The sequence below is a fragment of the Streptomyces mirabilis genome (genome assembly GCF_018310535.1).
Classification (GTDB): Bacteria; Actinomycetota; Actinomycetes; order Streptomycetales; family Streptomycetaceae; genus Streptomyces.
On the sequence record NZ_CP074102.1, the window covers coordinates 8453606 to 8468733 of the forward strand.

Here is a 15128-nt window from a genome sequence, read left to right on the forward strand (position 1 = left end):
ACGATGGCGGCCATGCCCACCCCGTCACAGCTGTTCGGCCCAGCCCCCACCACCCGGGAGGGCTGGGCCGACGCGCTGCTCGCCCTTGCCGCACCGGCCACGTGCATGGCGGCCGCCGGGCCCGAGCGCATGCCGGTCTACCCGAGCATGAGCGACCGTGGGGCGGTCTGGTTCGAACTCGTCGCCCGCCCGCTGTGGGGACTCGCCGGGCACGCCGCCGGCGGCCTGTCCGGCGCGGACCGGCAGTGGGACGAACTGCGCCGCGCGTTGACGGCCGCCGTCGACCCCGAACATCCCTGGTACGTGGGCCGACCGGCCGACATGGACCAGCGCCTCGTCGAATCCGCCGCCGTCGGCTACGCCCTTGCCGTCGCGAAGGACCGGCTCTGGGATCCCCTCACCGAACGGCAGCGGGAACAGCTCGCCGACTGGCTGTCGGCGGCGGCGTCGGCAACGCCCTTTGACAACAACTGGTGCTTCTTCCCTGTGCTCGCCGCCGTGGGACTGCGTTCGGTGGGCGTACCCGTGGACGAGGGGCGGGTGGCCGCGCATCTGGATCGCATCGAGGACTTCGCACTGCGCGACGGCTGGTATGCCGACGGGCCCGGCACGCCCGAGCGGCCCGGCTCCCGCGACTACTACGTCCCGTTCGGGTTCCATTTCTACGGGCTCCTGCTGGCGTCGTTGAAAGCGGTCGACGACGAGCGGTGCCGACGCTACGGGCAGCGGGCGACCGAGTTCGCGGCGCAGTTCCAGCACTGGTTCGCCGCCGACGGAGCCGCCGTGCCCTTCGGCCGCAGCCTCGGCTACCGGTTCGCCCAGGGCTCCTTCTGGTCGGCGCTGGCCGCGGCCGACCTACCCGCCGTCGACTGGGCCACCGCGCGCACCCTGGCGCAGCGCAACCTCGGCTGGTGGTGGCAGCAGCCGATCCTTGCCGAGGACGGCTCCCTCACTGTCGGCTACGCCTACCCGAACGCCGGTGTCGTCGAGCAGTACATGGCCGGCGGGTCGCCGTACTGGGGCATGAAGATCTTCGCGAGCCTCGCCGCGGCCGACCATCATCCATTCTGGACGGCGACGCCCGCGTCGGACCTGCATCCTCGCGTCAGCCCGCAACCGGCCGCGGCGATGATCCTCGCGCGGGACGCGGCGGGGGATGTCATCGCGCTCGCCGGGCAGAACGCGCCCGGCTGGAACCCCCGTGGCGGGAACGCCAAGTACGCGAAGTTCGCCTACTCCACCCTTGCCGGGGTCAGTGTGCCCACCGGCGAACCGGCCCTGGACCAGGGCGGCTTCGACAGCGCGCTGGCCCTGTCCGACGACGGCGAACACTGGCGCACGCGGTCCGCCGGAGAGTCCGGGATCGACGGCGAGACCCTGGTCGTGCGCTGGCGGCCGTGGCCGGACGTGGTCGTCGACACCCGACTGCGGCACGTCGACGGCGGGCACGTCCGCGAGCACCGCATCACCACCGGGCGCCGGCTGTACACGGCCGAAGGCGCGTTCTGCGTCCCGAAGACCGGCCTCGGCGCGACGCCCCACAACGTCACGGAGCGCCCCGGCCTGGCCCGGGCGACGGCCGACGTGACCGTCAGCGAGATCGTCTGCCTGGCCGCCGACGAGTCACCACGCGACGGCGTCGTCGTGCTGCAGATGCCGGGCTCCCACCTCCTGTACCCGCGCACGGTCCTTCCGGCTCTGCGAGGCGTCCTCGATCCGGGCGAGCACACCCTGCGCTGCCGTGTTTCCCTCACCCGCCGGTGATGACAGCGCCATCCGAAGGGGCAGCGGGTGGCGATAAAGATCGTTTTCCAGCACTGGAGCGTGCATGTCCACCAGACAGGTTCTCGTGTACACAGCGACCGCCGCATACCGGCACGAGTCCATTCCCGCCGCCGTCGCCGCCATCGGCGAGCTGGGCGCCGAGCACGGTTTCAAGGTCCACGCCACTGAGGAGCCACTGCGTTCCCTCGACGGGTACGACGCGGTCGTGTTCCTGTCGACCAGCGGCGAAGTCCTCGACGAAGCGGGCCGGGTGGCACTGCTCGATCACATCGCGGGAGGCGGGGGATTCTTGGGCGTTCACTCCGCCGCCTGCACCGAGTACGAGTGGCCCGCCTACGGCGAACTCCTCGGCGCCAGGTTCGCCGGACATCCCCCGGTGCAGCCGGCCGTACTCACCGTCGACCGCTCACATCCGGCCACCGCACACCTTCCCCGGCAGTGGCACTGGACCGACGAGTGGTACGACTTCAGGTCACCGCCCCGCGACGTCACTGTCCTGGCCACCGTCGACGAAGCGACCTACGTCGGCGGCGGTATGGGCGTCGGCCATCCCCTCGTCTGGCACCGGCGCCATGGCCGCGGACGCAGCTTCTACACTGCGCTCGGCCATGCGACCGAGGCCTACGGCGACCCGGTCTTTCGGGCCCACCTGCTCGGCGCCCTGCGATGGGTTGCCTCCTGGCCGGAGGGAACGGAGCGTTTGTCGGGGCGCTCCCTGTGAAAGGCGTCGCCCGAGACGGCGCTCGGGCGACGTACAACGGACCGCGCAGCACCGCCTGACCCATCAGCGCGAAGGCATGCCCGAGTGCGTGCCACTCCCCGCAGGGGAAGGCGAACCGGCCACCCTGGCTGTCGAGTACGGCCGATCCGGAGCCAGGGTCGCGGGCCTTCTGCACTGTCCCGTCGCTCCTGGTTCGGCGTTCTAGCGAGGCGCGTTCTGTACGGCGAGGATGCGCACCCCGAGGATGTCCTGATCCTCCGTCAGAACCCGCCAGCGGTGCGGGGTTCCGCCTGGGTAGAGCAGGCTGTCTCCGGCCGAGAGCCGGTGCAGTTCGCGGCCGCCGGGGCCCAGCAGGTCGACCTCGATCGCGCCGTGCACCACATAGAGGAACTCGTCGCCCGGGTGGTCGTAGTACTCCTCGAAGCCGGTGGGTCCTCCGGTGTACTCGACCGGGTGGACGGCGAATTGGGGTGCCCCGAGCATCCGGGCCGAGCCGCCGCTGTTGGCGACGGGGGTGCCGGTCCCTTCCCGTACGACATGGATGTCGGCGGGGGAGGTGGCCGAGTGCGCCAGCAGGGCCTGCTGGGTGGTGCCGAGTGCCTGGGCGATCCGGTGCAGCGAGGGCATGCTCGGGCGGGTCAGCCCGCGCTCCAGCTGGCTGAGGAAGGGGTGCGAAAGACCTGCGCTGCCCGCGAGCTGGACAAGGGTGAGGCCGCGCTTCTTGCGCAGCCGACGGATCGCGTTACCGAGCTGCTGGTCCGGATCGGCGGGGGTTTCGGTGGGGCGGTCTGCCATGGCGGAAATCCTAAACGGTCACTTCGGAGTGGGATTTACTCCTGCGAAACACATGTCTCCTACGCTCAATGTTGATGTGACGAACATTCTAGGCGAGGAGCCCGAATGACCGCGACCACCGCCGACCGACCCGCCACGGCCGGATTCCTCGATGCCATGGCCGCCCTCGCGGGCGGCGTCTGCGTGGTCACCGCCATCGCAACCGATGGCACACCTGCCGGATTCACCAGCACCGCCGTGATGAGCCTCAGCCGCACGCCGCAGCTGATCGCGATCGGTGTCCAGCGCGGCAGCCGCACCCTGCCGCTGCTCCAGGACGGCGGCAGGTTCGCCCTCAATATTCTTGCCGCGGACGGCGAATCCGTTTCGCGGCGGTTCGCCGATCCGGCCGCCGACCGGTTCGCCGGGCTGGAGTGGACGGCCGGAGGGGAAGGTGTCCCGCTGCTGCTCGCGCAGAGCACGTACACCGTTCTGTGCCGCGTACGGGAAGAGGTGGCGGCCGGGGACCACCTGCTGCTGATAGCCGACATCGACGAGATCATCGCCGGGCAGGGCGGGGTCAGCGCTCTTGTCCACCACGCCCGCCGCTACCACGGCATCGGCGCATGAGCGGGCGCGACTGGTTCTCCGTGCGGGAGACCGGACCCGGGACCTTCCTCATCGCCGAGCCGGGGCACGTCAACAGCTATCTCGTCGTGGGCGACGACCTCGCCCTGCTGTACGACACCGGGATGGGTATCGGGGACATCGGGCGCGAGGTGCGCGCATTGACCTCGTTGCCGCTGCTCGTCGTCAACTCCCACCACCACTACGACCACCGGGGCGGAAACGTCTCACTCGTGGGCGAGGCCAAGGACTTCGCCGTCCACGAGGCGGGCGCGGACCTGCACGGCGAGCCCGCACCGCGCGAGTGGCTCGAGGCGTACGAGCACATCGCCCAGGACATGCGACAGCGTTACATCGAGTTGAGCGCACTCTCCGCCGAGGGCTTCTTCCTCACCGACTCGCGGATCGAGGTGCGGCCCGTCCCCGAACTGACCCAATGGCGTATCGACGCGGTGCGCCCGACCCGGCTGCTCGGGGAAGGGGAGCAGCTCGACCTGGGCGGGCGGAGGCTGCACGTCCTGCACACCCCCGGCCACTCGCCCGACGGCATCTGCCTCTGGGAGCCGGAGAGCGGCCAGCTCCTCGCCGGCGACACCCTGATCAGCGGCACCTTCTTCGCCCATGTGCCGGGCGCCGATGTACCCGCCTTCGCCGCATCGACTCGGCGATTGGCCGAACTGCCGGTCAGAACGGCCCTGTTGGGGCACAACCTCCGCCATCGTGAGGGCCATTACTTCGTGGGACGGGTTGCCGAAGGTTTCGACCAGGTGGTACGCGGACGGACCCGCCCGGTCCGCCGCCAGGACATGTTCGGCGCGCCCGCGATGTGGCACGCCTTCGACGGCTTCGCGGTACTCACGGCAGCGGAGAACGGGGACGTACGATGACGGCGACGGCACTGCTGCTGCGCGGGGCGCGGCTGCCCGAAGGGCAGGTCCGGGACGTACTGATCGAGGACGGGCGGGTATCGGCCGTTGCACAGGCCGGTCAACTCCCCTCCGTATGCGAGGAGATGCACCTCTCCGGCTTTCTGCTGTTGCCCGCCCCCGCCGAACCCCACGCCCACCTCGACAAGGCCCTCACCTGGGACCTGGCCGGTGCGCCGCCCTGCGACCTGCCGGGGGCGGTCGCCGCCTGGCGCGGCTATGCCGAGCAGGTGACCGAGGAGGACGTGCTGATCAGGGCCCGCCGTGCCCTGGACGAGCTGGTCGCCAATGGTGCGACCGCCGTCCGCACCCACGCCGACGTCCTGCCCGGCCCCGATCCGCTCCGGGGGCTGCGGGCGCTGCTGCGGCTGCGCGCGGAGCTGAGCGAGCGGGTTGCCCTGCAGATCGCCGTACTGCACATCGAGGCGCCCGACGAAGTCCTGGACAAGGCACTGGAGTTGGGGGCCGACCTGCTCGGTGGCTGCCCGCACCTCTCCGACGACCCGCAGGCCGCAGTCGCCCGCGCCCTGACCATCGCCGAGCGGCACGGCGCCGGCGTCGATCTGCACGCGGACGAGCATCTCCGCCCGGACCCGAAGGATCTGCTGCTGCTCGCCCAGGCGGTGCGGGAGCGGGGCTTCGCCCACGGCGCGACCGCCAGCCACTGCGTGGGCCTGGGCGGTCTGGACCCGGCCGAGGCCGCCCGGATCGCCAAGGAGGCGGCGGCATCCCGGATCGGGGTCGTCGCACTGCCGCTCACCAACCTCTACCTCCAGGGCCGCGATACCCCTGCCCGCACCCCGCGCGGTCTCACCGCCGTACGCGCCCTCCTGGACGCGGGCGTGCCCCTGGCCGGAGGCGGCGACAACATCCGCGACCCCTTCAACCCGGTGGGCAGGGCCGACCCCCTGGAGACCGCCGGACTCCTCGTCGCGGCAGGACACTTGACGCTGCCCGAGGCCGTCCACGCGGTGACCACCGGCGCCCGTGCGGTCCTCGGGCTACCCGCCGCAGGGCCGTACGAGGGCGCGATCGCCGACCTCCTCGCCGTACGGGCCGACTCGCTCTCCGGGGCTGTCGGGGCCTCGTACCCGGACCGGATCGTCTTCAAGGGCGGGCGAGCGGTGAGCCGTACCACGGTGATCCGCGAAGCGCTCTGACTGGTCCAGGGCGTAAACGCCCAGGACATCCCCCCGAAACAATGAATGTTGATGCTACGAACATTGGTGATTGCGGCACAGTCCTGAAGGAAGGAGCCGACGTGGCGACAGCAGTGCAGACGGCGCTGAGATTCGCAGCCGTCGACAAGCGTTTCGACAGCGGGACCACCGCGCTCTCGGGTGTGGATCTCCGCGTCGAGGCAGGGGAGTTCGTGGCGGTCGTGGGCCCTTCCGGATGCGGGAAGTCCACACTGCTGCGGCTCGCCTCCGGGCTGGATGCCCCCAGCGCGGGGGAGATCGACATCCCGGGCGGGGACGTCGGTTACGTCTTCCAGGACGCCACCCTGCTGCCCTGGCGGAGCGTCCTCGCCAATGTGGCGCTGCCGGCCGAACTGGCCGGCCGCCCCAAGACCGAACGGCGCGAGCAGGCCATGGAGGCCATCCGCCTCGTCGGCCTCGACGGCTTCGAGAAGCAGTTGCCGGGGCAGCTCTCGGGCGGGATGCGGATGCGGGTGTCGCTGGCCCGCGCGCTGATGATGCGCCCCGCGCTCTTCCTCTTCGACGAACCCTTCGGTGCGCTGGACGAGATGACCCGGCTTCGTATGCAGGAGGAGCTCCAGCGGATCTTCGCGGAGACGGGATTCGCGGGTCTCTTCATCACGCACTCGGTGACCGAGGCGGTCTTCCTGGCCAACCGGATCGTGGTGATGTCGGCCCGACCTGGACGTATCACCGCCGAGTTCGAGGTCCCGTTCGCCCACCCCAGGCCCGCATCGCTCCGTTACGAACCGGAGTTCGCCGCGATCGCGGGCGCGGTCTCCGGGGCCCTGCGAGGAGACGCCCAGTGACCACGAACACCCCGGCTGCCACGCCCGCCGACGCGCCGACCGCACACGCAACCACTGCCGCCTCGGTCACAGTCGGCCCGAGCGGCGAACCGTCTGCCGCTTCCGAACCGGCCGTCACCGGTTCGAACGCTGCCGCTCCGGCCCACGAGGCGAAGAGCCCTGTGCGCCAGTCGGAGGCTGCCACCGACGCCACTGTCACGATTGTCCCGGCCGTCGAGGCGCCCGCCCGCACCCGCCGGGGCCCCGTCGCCCTGCTCGCCCCCGTCGGCTCGCTCGTCGTCGCCATCGGCCTCTGGTACGCGGTGAGTTACCTGCTCCTCGCCCCCGCCCGCCGCTTCCTGGTACCGCCCCCGCACCAGGTCCTCCAGGTCGCCGTCCTCGACTGGACCCACCTGCAGCCCATGCTCCAGGCCCTCGCCCTCACCGCACAGGTCGCTCTCGCCGGGCTCGCCATCGCCGCCGCCCTCGGCATCACCGGGGCCGTCGTGATGAGCCGCGCCCGCTGGCTGGAGCGCTCCCTCTATCCGTACGCCGTCATCCTGCAGACCGTCCCGATCCTCGCCATCGTCCCCCTCATCGGCCTCTGGTTCGGCTTCGGCTTCACCAGCCGGGTCATCGTCTGCGTCCTCATCGCCCTCTTTCCGATGATCGCCAACACCCTCTTCGGACTGCAGTCCGTGGACCGCGCACACCACGACCTCTTCACCCTCCAGAAGGCGAGCCACTGGGACCGCCTGCGCAAGCTCGAACTGCCCGCAGCGCTCCCCGCCATCTTCACCGGGCTGCGCACCTCCTCCGGGCTCTCCGTCATCGGCGCGATCGTCGGCGACATGTTCTTCAAGCAGGGCGCGCCCGGCATCGGCACCCTCCTCGACGTCTACCGCTCACGCCTCCAGTCCGAGGACCTCTTCGCCGCGATCATCCTCGCCTCCCTCTTCGGGGTCGCCGTCTTCGCGCTCTTCACGCTCCTGTCCCGCCTCGCCGTCGGTTCCTGGCACGCGTCCGGCCGCAGCTGAGCCGGCCCCACCCCCTCTCCGCTTCCTCGTCAGAGCCCCTTCCGGGAGACAGCCATGCCCATTGCCGCCAGAAGAAGCCTTGTTGCGGGACTGAGCGCCTCGCTCCTTGTCGCCGCCACCGGCTGCGGCGCCGGCGCCACCACCACCACCGCCGGTTCGTCCGCCGACCTCAAGCCCGCCCCCGCCGCCCAGCGCCTCGACAAGGTCTGTCCCGCCACCGTCGTCGTCCAGGCCGACTGGGAGCCCGAGGCCGAACACGGTCCGATCTACAACCTTGTCGGCCCCGGCTACACCGTCGACACCGACAAGAAGCGGGTCACCGGCCCCCTCGTCATCGGCGGCAAGGACACCGGCGTCAAGATCCAGGTACGGGCGGGAGGTTCTGCCGTCGGGTACCAGACCCCCGCCTCGGAGATGTACATCGACCAGTCCATCACCCTTGGCATGGTCACCACCGACAGCGCCATCCAGACAGTCGGCAAGCGGCCCGTCACCGCGGTCGCCGCGCTGATGAAGAAGAGTCCACAGGTCCTGATGTGGGACCCCAAGACCCACCCGGACTGGAAGACCGTCGCCGACATCGGCAAGAGCGGCGCCAAGGTCGTGTACCGCGACGGCGAGGTCTTCGCCCCGATGCTGGTGGCGAAGGGGCTCATCAAGGAGAGCCAGCTGGACGGGAGTTACGACAGCTCACCGTCCCGTTTCGTCGCCGACCCCTCCATCGCGCAGCAGGGCTTCGCGACCGCGGAACCGTACATCTATGAGCACGAGGTCGCCGCCTGGAAGAAGCCGGTCAAGTTCCAGCTGCTGTCCGATGTCGGCTACACCGTCTACCCGGAGGCTCTCTCCGTCCGCACCGGTGCGCTGAAGAAGCTCAGCCCCTGCCTGAAGAAGCTGGTCCCCGTCATCCAGCAGTCGGCCGCCGACTTCGCCGCCGCTCCGGACACCGCGGTCACGCTCATCGACGACATCGTGAAGCAGTACGGCACGAGCTGGGTCTACTCCAAGGGCACCGGCCAGTACGCCGCCAAGGAGATGGTCAAGCTCGGCATCCTCGGCAACGAGGCCGACGGATCGATCGCGAGCTTCGACAAGAAGCGGGTGACCGACTCCCTGAGGACCTTCGGGCCGATCCTCGCCAAGGGCGGCGTCAAGATCCCGGCCGGGCTGAGCGCCGACGACCTGGCGACCAACGAATTCATCGACACCAAGATCGGAATGAAGTGATGGCCGTCGACCCCAAGGGCACGACCCTGTCCGCTGCCGAACTGCGCCGGATGACCGAACTGGTCGCGGACGACGCGATGGTGGGCGCCGGCCCAGGTGCCACGCACCGCACCCCCGGCATCGAGGAATTCTGTGCGGAGGCCGCCGCACTGCTGGGCGAGGATGCCGTCGTACGCGAGGACTCCGCCCTCGACAAGGCGTCCCGCGACTGGGCGCACATGTCGCCGATCCTCGCCGCCAAGCTCCCCGCCGGTCGCGCCGAGGTGGTGCTGCGCCCGTCCTCGTACGAGCAGATCCAGCCCCTCGTCGCTCTCGCCCATCGCCTGCGCATCCCGCTCACCCCGCGCGGCAAAGGCACCGGCAACTACGGTCAGGCGATCCCGCTGCACGGCGGCGCCGTCCTCGACCTCACCGGATGCGGACGCATCCTGGGCGCGGGCGACGGGTGGATCAGGGCCGAGGCGGGCGCGAAGATGTCCGACCTGGAGGCGCATGCGCGCACGCTGGGTCAGGAGTTGTGGATGTTCCCCTCCACCTTCGGGACATCGCTCGGCGGCTTCCTCTCCGGTGGGAACGGCGGCACGGGATCGCTCGCCAACGGCACCAACGGGGACGGTTTTGTACGGGAGTTGACCATCGTCCCGTGCACGGCGGAGGCCGAGCCCTTCACCGTACGCGGCGAGGAAGCACTCCCGTACATCCACGCCTACGGCACCACCGGCATCACCACGACCGCGACCGTCGCCCTCCAGCCGGCCCACGACTGGACCGGCCTCTTCGCCTCCTTCGACACCTGGACCTCCGCCACCGCCGCACTCTCCGACCTCGTGCGTCTGGAGCCCGCCCCGCGCCTGGTCTCCCTCGACGAGCCCGGCCTCGTCGAGGCCTTCGAGACCGACCCGGCCCTCGACCCGGCCGCGCTCAGCGTCCGCGCGATCATCGAGGAGCGGGCCGAGGACGACGCCCGCGCGGTCATCGAGAAGCACGGCGGTCGGGTGACGGAGGTGCGTCCCGCGCCGCGCGGTCCCGCCCTCATCTCCTCGCTCTCCTTCAACCACCCCACGTACCACCTGATGAAGGCCGAGGCAGGCTACTTCCACCTGGAGATCGGCGGCGACGTACTGCTCGGCGACCCGGCGGCGGTCAAGGCCGTCTTCCCCGGGACGGTGCTGCACCTGGAGGGGATGCGCTCGGGGACCGTCGGCATGCTGATGGCGCACTACCAGGACGAAGCCACCGTGTACGAGGGGATCGCCGCCCTGGAGGCGCTGGGCGTCGGCGTCCATGACGTCCACAACTGGTACGTCGACCGGCGCCTCGACCTCGCCCGCGCCGCCGCCCGCACGGCCGACCCGCTGGGGCTGCTCAACCCCGGCCACCTCCTGGGAGCGCGCTGACCATGACCTTCACGCGTTTCACCGACCTCAGCGGACCGTCGGTCACCGACCTGTCCGCCGACACCGTGGCCGTCCTCCCCGTCGGCGCGATCGAGCAGCACGGGCCCCATCTGCCCGTCGCCACGGACTACTTCATGGCGGAGGCGATAGCGGAGGGAGCGGCCCTGGCCGCCTCCGACAGCTGCGACATCACCCTGCTGCCGGGCCTCGCGTACACCAAGTCCGACGAACACGCCTGGTCGCCCGGGACACTGTGGCTCAGCGCCGCGACGCTCTTCGCGGTACTGGACGACCTCGGACGGTCCCTCGCCAAAGGGCCCGTCCGGCGGCTCGCGTTCCTCAACGCGCACGGCGGTAACAGTGCGCTGCTGGGAGTCGCTCTGCGCGAACTCCGCACCAAATACGGTCTGTTCACCTTCCTGCTGCACGCCGCGCTCCCCGTGGACCAGGGCGGCGCGTCCCCGTCCGGCGAGCTGGGTCTGGGGGTGCACGGCGGGCTGAACGAGACCGCGGCGATGCTCCACCTCCACCCGGAGACGGTGGACATGTCGCTGGCCGAGCGGAGTGTCCCGGAGCACCTGACCGCCTACGAGCACATCGGCTTCGGCAAGTCCGTCTCCTTCGGCTGGACGAGCGACGACTTCGGTACGGGCAACGGCGTCATCGGCGACCCCACCGGAGCCACCCCAGAACTCGGCCGCAAGCTCGTCGACACCGCGATCGCCGACAACGCGGCCGCACTGCGCGAATGCGCCCGCTTCCTGCCTTCCGCCTGACCGCCTCTTCCTGAACGCCTGACGTCGAGGACACCTGCCATGGCCATCCCCCCGCTCCACAAGCCGCTCAGCGAGATCACCGCTCACCACATCACCGCGGGCGACACGGTCAAGCTCGCCGTCCTTACCGGACCGGCTGACGGCTCACCGACCACCGTCGTCTTCGAGGTGTGGGAACCGGGCGGCACCCAGCCGCTCAACTGGCATCCCGAGTCCGTGGAGACCTTCGTGGTGATCGCGGGCGAGGGCCGCGCGGTCAGCGACGAGCACGAACGCGACCTCGCACCCGGCGACGTACTGGTCCTGCCCGTCGGCTCCAAGCACCGAATCACCAACACCTCGGCCACCGAGCGGCTCTACACCCTCACGATCATGTCCCCCGACGAGGGCTTCGCCGACCTGATCCAGCGCGGCCCCCTCGCGGTGCTCGACGACGCGGACCTGGCCGTCCTCGGAGCCGCCCGATGAGCGAACTCCTCGACGCCTTCTGGTCGTACGAGCAGGCCCTCGGCGCCAATGACGTGGCGGGCCTCGACCACTGGTTCCTGGACGCCCCGGACACGGTGCGCGCCGAGGGTTCCATGGTGCTGAGCGGGCATGCGGCCATCTCGGACTTCCGTCGCGGCCGCAGCGGGGGAGCGCCGGCCCGTACGGTCGAGCGCGTCCATGAGGTGTGGATCGCCGAGGACGTTGCCGTGCTGACCGCCGAAACGCTGCGGGCCGACGGGGCGCGCGGGATGCAGACGCAGGTGTGGCGGCTGATGGGGGAGGGCTGGCGGATCGCGGCCGCGCACGTCAGCGCGGTGCCGGGCCCGGTGGCGGACGAGGCTTTGGACCCCGCGGTGTGGCGGGTCGTGGGCGAGCCGCTGGTCGCCGGGGCGGAGGCGGGGCCGCTCGCCGGTGTACGTACTGCCGTCAAGGACCTCTTCGCCGTTGCCGGACAGCGGATCGGTGGGGGCAACCCGCAGTGGCTGGCCGATGCGCCGATGGAGTCCCAACACGCCGACGCGGTAAGGGAATTGCTCAGCGCTGGCGCCCAGCTCGCCGGGATCGCCCAAACCGACGAACTCGCCTACAGTCTCGCCGGGACCAACATCCACTACGGCACCCCCGTCAACCCCGCCGCCCCCGGCCGCATCACCGGCGGCTCCAGCAGCGGCCCGGCGGCGGCGGTCGCCCGCGGCTGGGCGGATCTGGGACTGGCCACGGACACCGCGGGCTCGATCCGGGTCCCCGCCTCCTACTGCGGCCTCTACGGCTGGCGCCCCACCCACGGAGCCGTCCCCATCAGCGGCCTGCTCCCGCTGGCCCCGTCCTTCGACACGGCGGGACTGCTCGCCCGGGACCCCTACCTGCTGCGTACAGCGGCGAAGGTGCTCCTGCCCCGGGACGACGAAGCCCCGATGACCACGCTTCTGGTCGACGACGCCCTCACCGCGCTCGCCGAACCCGAAGTCCAGGCATCCTTCGAGGCGGCATGCCGGGCGCTCTCCCTCCGCATCGGCCTGGAGCTCGTACGAACCGACACCGGCATGGCCCCACACCTGGAGGAGTGGCTGCCCGCCTTCCGTACCGTCCAGGCGGCCGAGGCATGGGCCGCGCACGGGGAGTGGATCGAGAAGCACCCAGGCGCGCTGGGGGCCGACATCGAGGCCCGGTTCGCCGGGGGGAGCCAGGTCGCGGAGGGCGAAGTGCGTGACGCCACCTCCGGGCTCCTGTCCGCCCGTTCGGTCATCGTCGAAGCCCTCCCGCCCGGCAGCGCGCTCCTTCTCCCCGCCACGAGCAGCCCGGCCCCCCGCGCCGATGCGACACCGACCGAGGTCGAGACCGTACGAGCCGCAACCCTCCGCCTCACCTGCCTTGCCTCGCTCGCCGGGCTGCCCGCCGTCACCATGCCCCGGCTGCGGGTCCGCGACCTCCCGGTCGGCCTCTGCGCGATCGGCGCACCGGGCACGGACCACGCCCTCCTGGAGCTGACCCATGCATGAAATCGGCCCCAACTCCCGCAACTCCTGGCGCGCGGACGCCACTCACGTCGACCTCCGCCGCCCGCAGCGCCCGGCCCGCCCCGTGACCGTGGAGGCTCAGCCCCAGATCCTGACGCTCGACCTGGCCTCAACGGCGATCGTCGTCATCGACATGCAGAACGACTTCTGCTCGCCCGACGGCTGGCTGGCCTCGATCGGCGTGGACGTGTCCCCGGCCCGCACCCCCATCCCCGTACTCCAGCGGCTCCTCCCCGCTCTCCGGGCGGCCGACGTCCCCGTCGTCTGGCTCAACTGGGGCAACCGCCCCGACCGCGCGAACCTCCCGCCCGGCGTCCTCCACGTCTACGACCAGGATGGAACCGGAGGCGGCCTTGGCTCCCAACTGCCCACCGGCGCAAAGGTTCTGGAACGCGACAGCGCGTCCGCCGACATCACCGCACCCCTCTTTGCGGCACCCGGCGACCTGCACGTCGCCAAGTACCGCATGAGCGGTTTCCACGACACCGAACTCGACAGCGTCCTGCGCAATCTCCGCGCCGACACGCTCCTGTTCGCCGGAGTCAACGCCGATCAGTGCGTCCTCGCCACCCTCATGGACGCGGCGAGCCTCGGCTACGACGTGCTGATGCTGGAGGACGCGGTGGCCACCACCTCACCCGCGTACTGCATGGACGCCACCGTCTACAACGTCCGCCAGTGCTTCGGCTTCACCCTCACCGCCGCCGACCTCCAGGAAGCCCTGTGACCCTCCTCCAACCCCACCGGGGCCCCGTCGACGGCGACCACTACCTGCCCGCAGACCCGGCCGCGGTCCACTGGGGTCTGCTCCCCAACGCCCTTTCCAAGCCAGCCCTTTCGGTCCCCACCGGCGCGAGCGTCAGCCTCGACACCATCAGCCACGAGGGCATCCTCGCCGACCAGGGCCGAGACCCGGCCGCCTTCTTCGCCGCGGCCGGCATCCACGGCATCCTCCACGACACGGTCGAACTCGCCGATTCCACGCGCCTTCACGACCCCGCCGCCCACGGCCCGCACGTGGTCACAGGACCCGTCCACATCCAGGGGGCCGAGCCCGGCGACGTACTCGAAGTGGAAGTCCTCCGCCTGCGCCGCCGCGCCCCCTACGGCGTGATCAGCAATCGCCACGGCAAGGGCGCGCTCCCCGGCGAGTACCCCCAGGGCCCCGGCCCCGACCCGGTCAGCCTGGTCGCCACCGTCGACGACGACGGCCGTGGCCGCCTCCCCGTGGGCGACGGCCGCGACTTCCGCTTCCCGCTCCGTCCCTTCCTCGGCATCATGGGCACCGCCCCCGCAACCGTTGCCCCGGTCCACTCGGTGCCTCCGGGCCCGCACGGAGGCAATCTCGACGTACGCCACCTCGGCATCGGCGCCCGCCTCTTCCTGCCCGTTGCCGTCGAGGGCGCTCTCTTCTACGCCGGTGACCCGCACTTCTCCCAGGGCGACGGCGAAGTGGCCCTCACCGCCTTCGAAGCCCCTCTGCGCGCGACCCTCCGCCTCACCGTCCACCGCGACCCCGCCCTGCGCCGACTCGCATCCCGCCTGCGCGCCCCCTTCGCCGAGACCGACACCGAGCACATCGTCATGGGCCTGGACATCGACCTCGACGAGGCGATGCGCCATGCCGTACGCGACGCCCTCACCTTCCTCGACGAGCGCTTCTCCGTCCCCGGCCCGGTTGCCCTCGCCTACCTCAGCGCGGCCGCCGATTTCCAGGTCTCCCAGGTGGTCGACATCGTCAAGGGCGTCCACTGCCGCATTTCCAAGGCCGACCTGACCTTCTGACGCCACACTGCTCGCGCTCTGTCAGGGGGGCGAGCCTGGATCTCAGGATTCGATTGCAGGCGACATCACGCCGGTGCGCG

15 protein-coding genes are annotated in these 15128 nt (G+C 70.9%); 14 read left to right on the forward strand and 1 reads right to left on the reverse strand.

Annotated elements, in window-relative coordinates; all coding sequences use genetic code 11:
• The first annotated feature begins 12 nt into the window (after window positions 1-12).
• Together SMIR_RS37535 and SMIR_RS37540 are read left to right on the forward strand one after the other, a co-directional pair.
• The gene (locus SMIR_RS37535; protein ID WP_212728031.1) at window positions 13-1764 is read left to right on the forward strand and encodes a DUF2264 domain-containing protein; all 1752 of its coding nucleotides are present in this window, start codon (window positions 13-15) and stop codon (window positions 1762-1764) included.
• Between the two features lie 64 nt (window positions 1765-1828).
• Window positions 1829-2506, forward strand: a complete 678-nt coding sequence (locus tag SMIR_RS37540; protein WP_168489200.1) for a ThuA domain-containing protein — start codon at window positions 1829-1831, stop codon at window positions 2504-2506.
• 201 nt (window positions 2507-2707) lie between these two features.
• Here the strand turns inward: SMIR_RS37540 and relB are convergent, their stop codons facing one another.
• The gene (gene relB / locus SMIR_RS37545) at window positions 2708-3301 is read right to left on the reverse strand and encodes a type II toxin-antitoxin system RelB family anti-toxin (RefSeq protein ID WP_168489198.1); all 594 of its coding nucleotides are present in this window, start codon (window positions 3299-3301) and stop codon (window positions 2708-2710) included.
• Window positions 3302-3406: 105 nt separating this feature from the next.
• Here relB and SMIR_RS37550 point away from each other — a divergent pair, with 105 nt between their 5' ends.
• From SMIR_RS37550 to SMIR_RS37605, 12 genes are all read left to right on the forward strand, one after another.
• Window positions 3407-3910: a flavin reductase family protein gene (locus SMIR_RS37550; protein ID WP_168489196.1), complete on the forward strand. Its 504-nt coding sequence runs from the start codon at window positions 3407-3409 to the stop codon at window positions 3908-3910.
• Window positions 3907-4794, forward strand: coding sequence for an MBL fold metallo-hydrolase (locus SMIR_RS37555; RefSeq protein WP_168489194.1), 888 nt, complete (start codon window positions 3907-3909; stop codon window positions 4792-4794). The genes SMIR_RS37550 and SMIR_RS37555 overlap by 4 nt, the downstream gene beginning before the upstream one ends.
• Window positions 4791-5993 carry an amidohydrolase family protein gene (locus tag SMIR_RS37560; protein ID WP_168489192.1) on the forward strand — a complete coding sequence of 401 codons (1203 nt, stop codon included), beginning with the start codon at window positions 4791-4793 and terminating at the stop codon, window positions 5991-5993. Before SMIR_RS37555 ends, SMIR_RS37560 begins: the two co-directional genes overlap by 4 nt.
• A 101-nt stretch (window positions 5994-6094) precedes the next feature.
• On the forward strand, window positions 6095-6841 hold the full coding sequence (locus SMIR_RS37565; RefSeq protein WP_248002791.1) for an ABC transporter ATP-binding protein: 747 nt from the start codon (window positions 6095-6097) through the stop codon (window positions 6839-6841).
• Window positions 6838-7857 (forward strand): ABC transporter permease, encoded by a 1020-nt coding sequence (locus SMIR_RS37570; RefSeq protein WP_168489188.1) that lies wholly within the window; start codon window positions 6838-6840, stop codon window positions 7855-7857. The genes SMIR_RS37565 and SMIR_RS37570 overlap by 4 nt, the downstream gene beginning before the upstream one ends.
• A 54-nt stretch (window positions 7858-7911) precedes the next feature.
• Window positions 7912-9084 (forward strand): substrate-binding domain-containing protein, encoded by a 1173-nt coding sequence (locus tag SMIR_RS37575; RefSeq protein ID WP_212728032.1) that lies wholly within the window; start codon window positions 7912-7914, stop codon window positions 9082-9084.
• Window positions 9084-10481, forward strand: a complete 1398-nt coding sequence (locus tag SMIR_RS37580; RefSeq protein WP_168489184.1) for an FAD-binding oxidoreductase — start codon at window positions 9084-9086, stop codon at window positions 10479-10481. Before SMIR_RS37575 ends, SMIR_RS37580 begins: the two co-directional genes overlap by 1 nt.
• Before the next feature lie 2 nt (window positions 10482-10483).
• Window positions 10484-11257: a creatininase family protein gene (locus SMIR_RS37585; protein ID WP_168489182.1), complete on the forward strand. Its 774-nt coding sequence runs from the start codon at window positions 10484-10486 to the stop codon at window positions 11255-11257.
• A gap of 39 nt (window positions 11258-11296) precedes the next feature.
• Window positions 11297-11725 (forward strand): cupin domain-containing protein, encoded by a 429-nt coding sequence (locus SMIR_RS37590; protein ID WP_168489180.1) that lies wholly within the window; start codon window positions 11297-11299, stop codon window positions 11723-11725.
• Entirely contained in the window at window positions 11722-13245 is a 1524-nt protein-coding gene (locus SMIR_RS37595) for an amidase (RefSeq protein ID WP_168489178.1), read from the forward strand. Before SMIR_RS37590 ends, SMIR_RS37595 begins: the two co-directional genes overlap by 4 nt.
• Window positions 13238-13990, forward strand: a complete 753-nt coding sequence (locus SMIR_RS37600) for a cysteine hydrolase family protein (protein ID WP_168489176.1) — start codon at window positions 13238-13240, stop codon at window positions 13988-13990. Before SMIR_RS37595 ends, SMIR_RS37600 begins: the two co-directional genes overlap by 8 nt.
• Entirely contained in the window at window positions 13987-15048 is a 1062-nt protein-coding gene (locus SMIR_RS37605; protein ID WP_168489174.1) for an acetamidase/formamidase family protein, read from the forward strand. The genes SMIR_RS37600 and SMIR_RS37605 overlap by 4 nt, the downstream gene beginning before the upstream one ends.
• The last annotated feature ends 80 nt before the right edge of the window (window positions 15049-15128 follow it).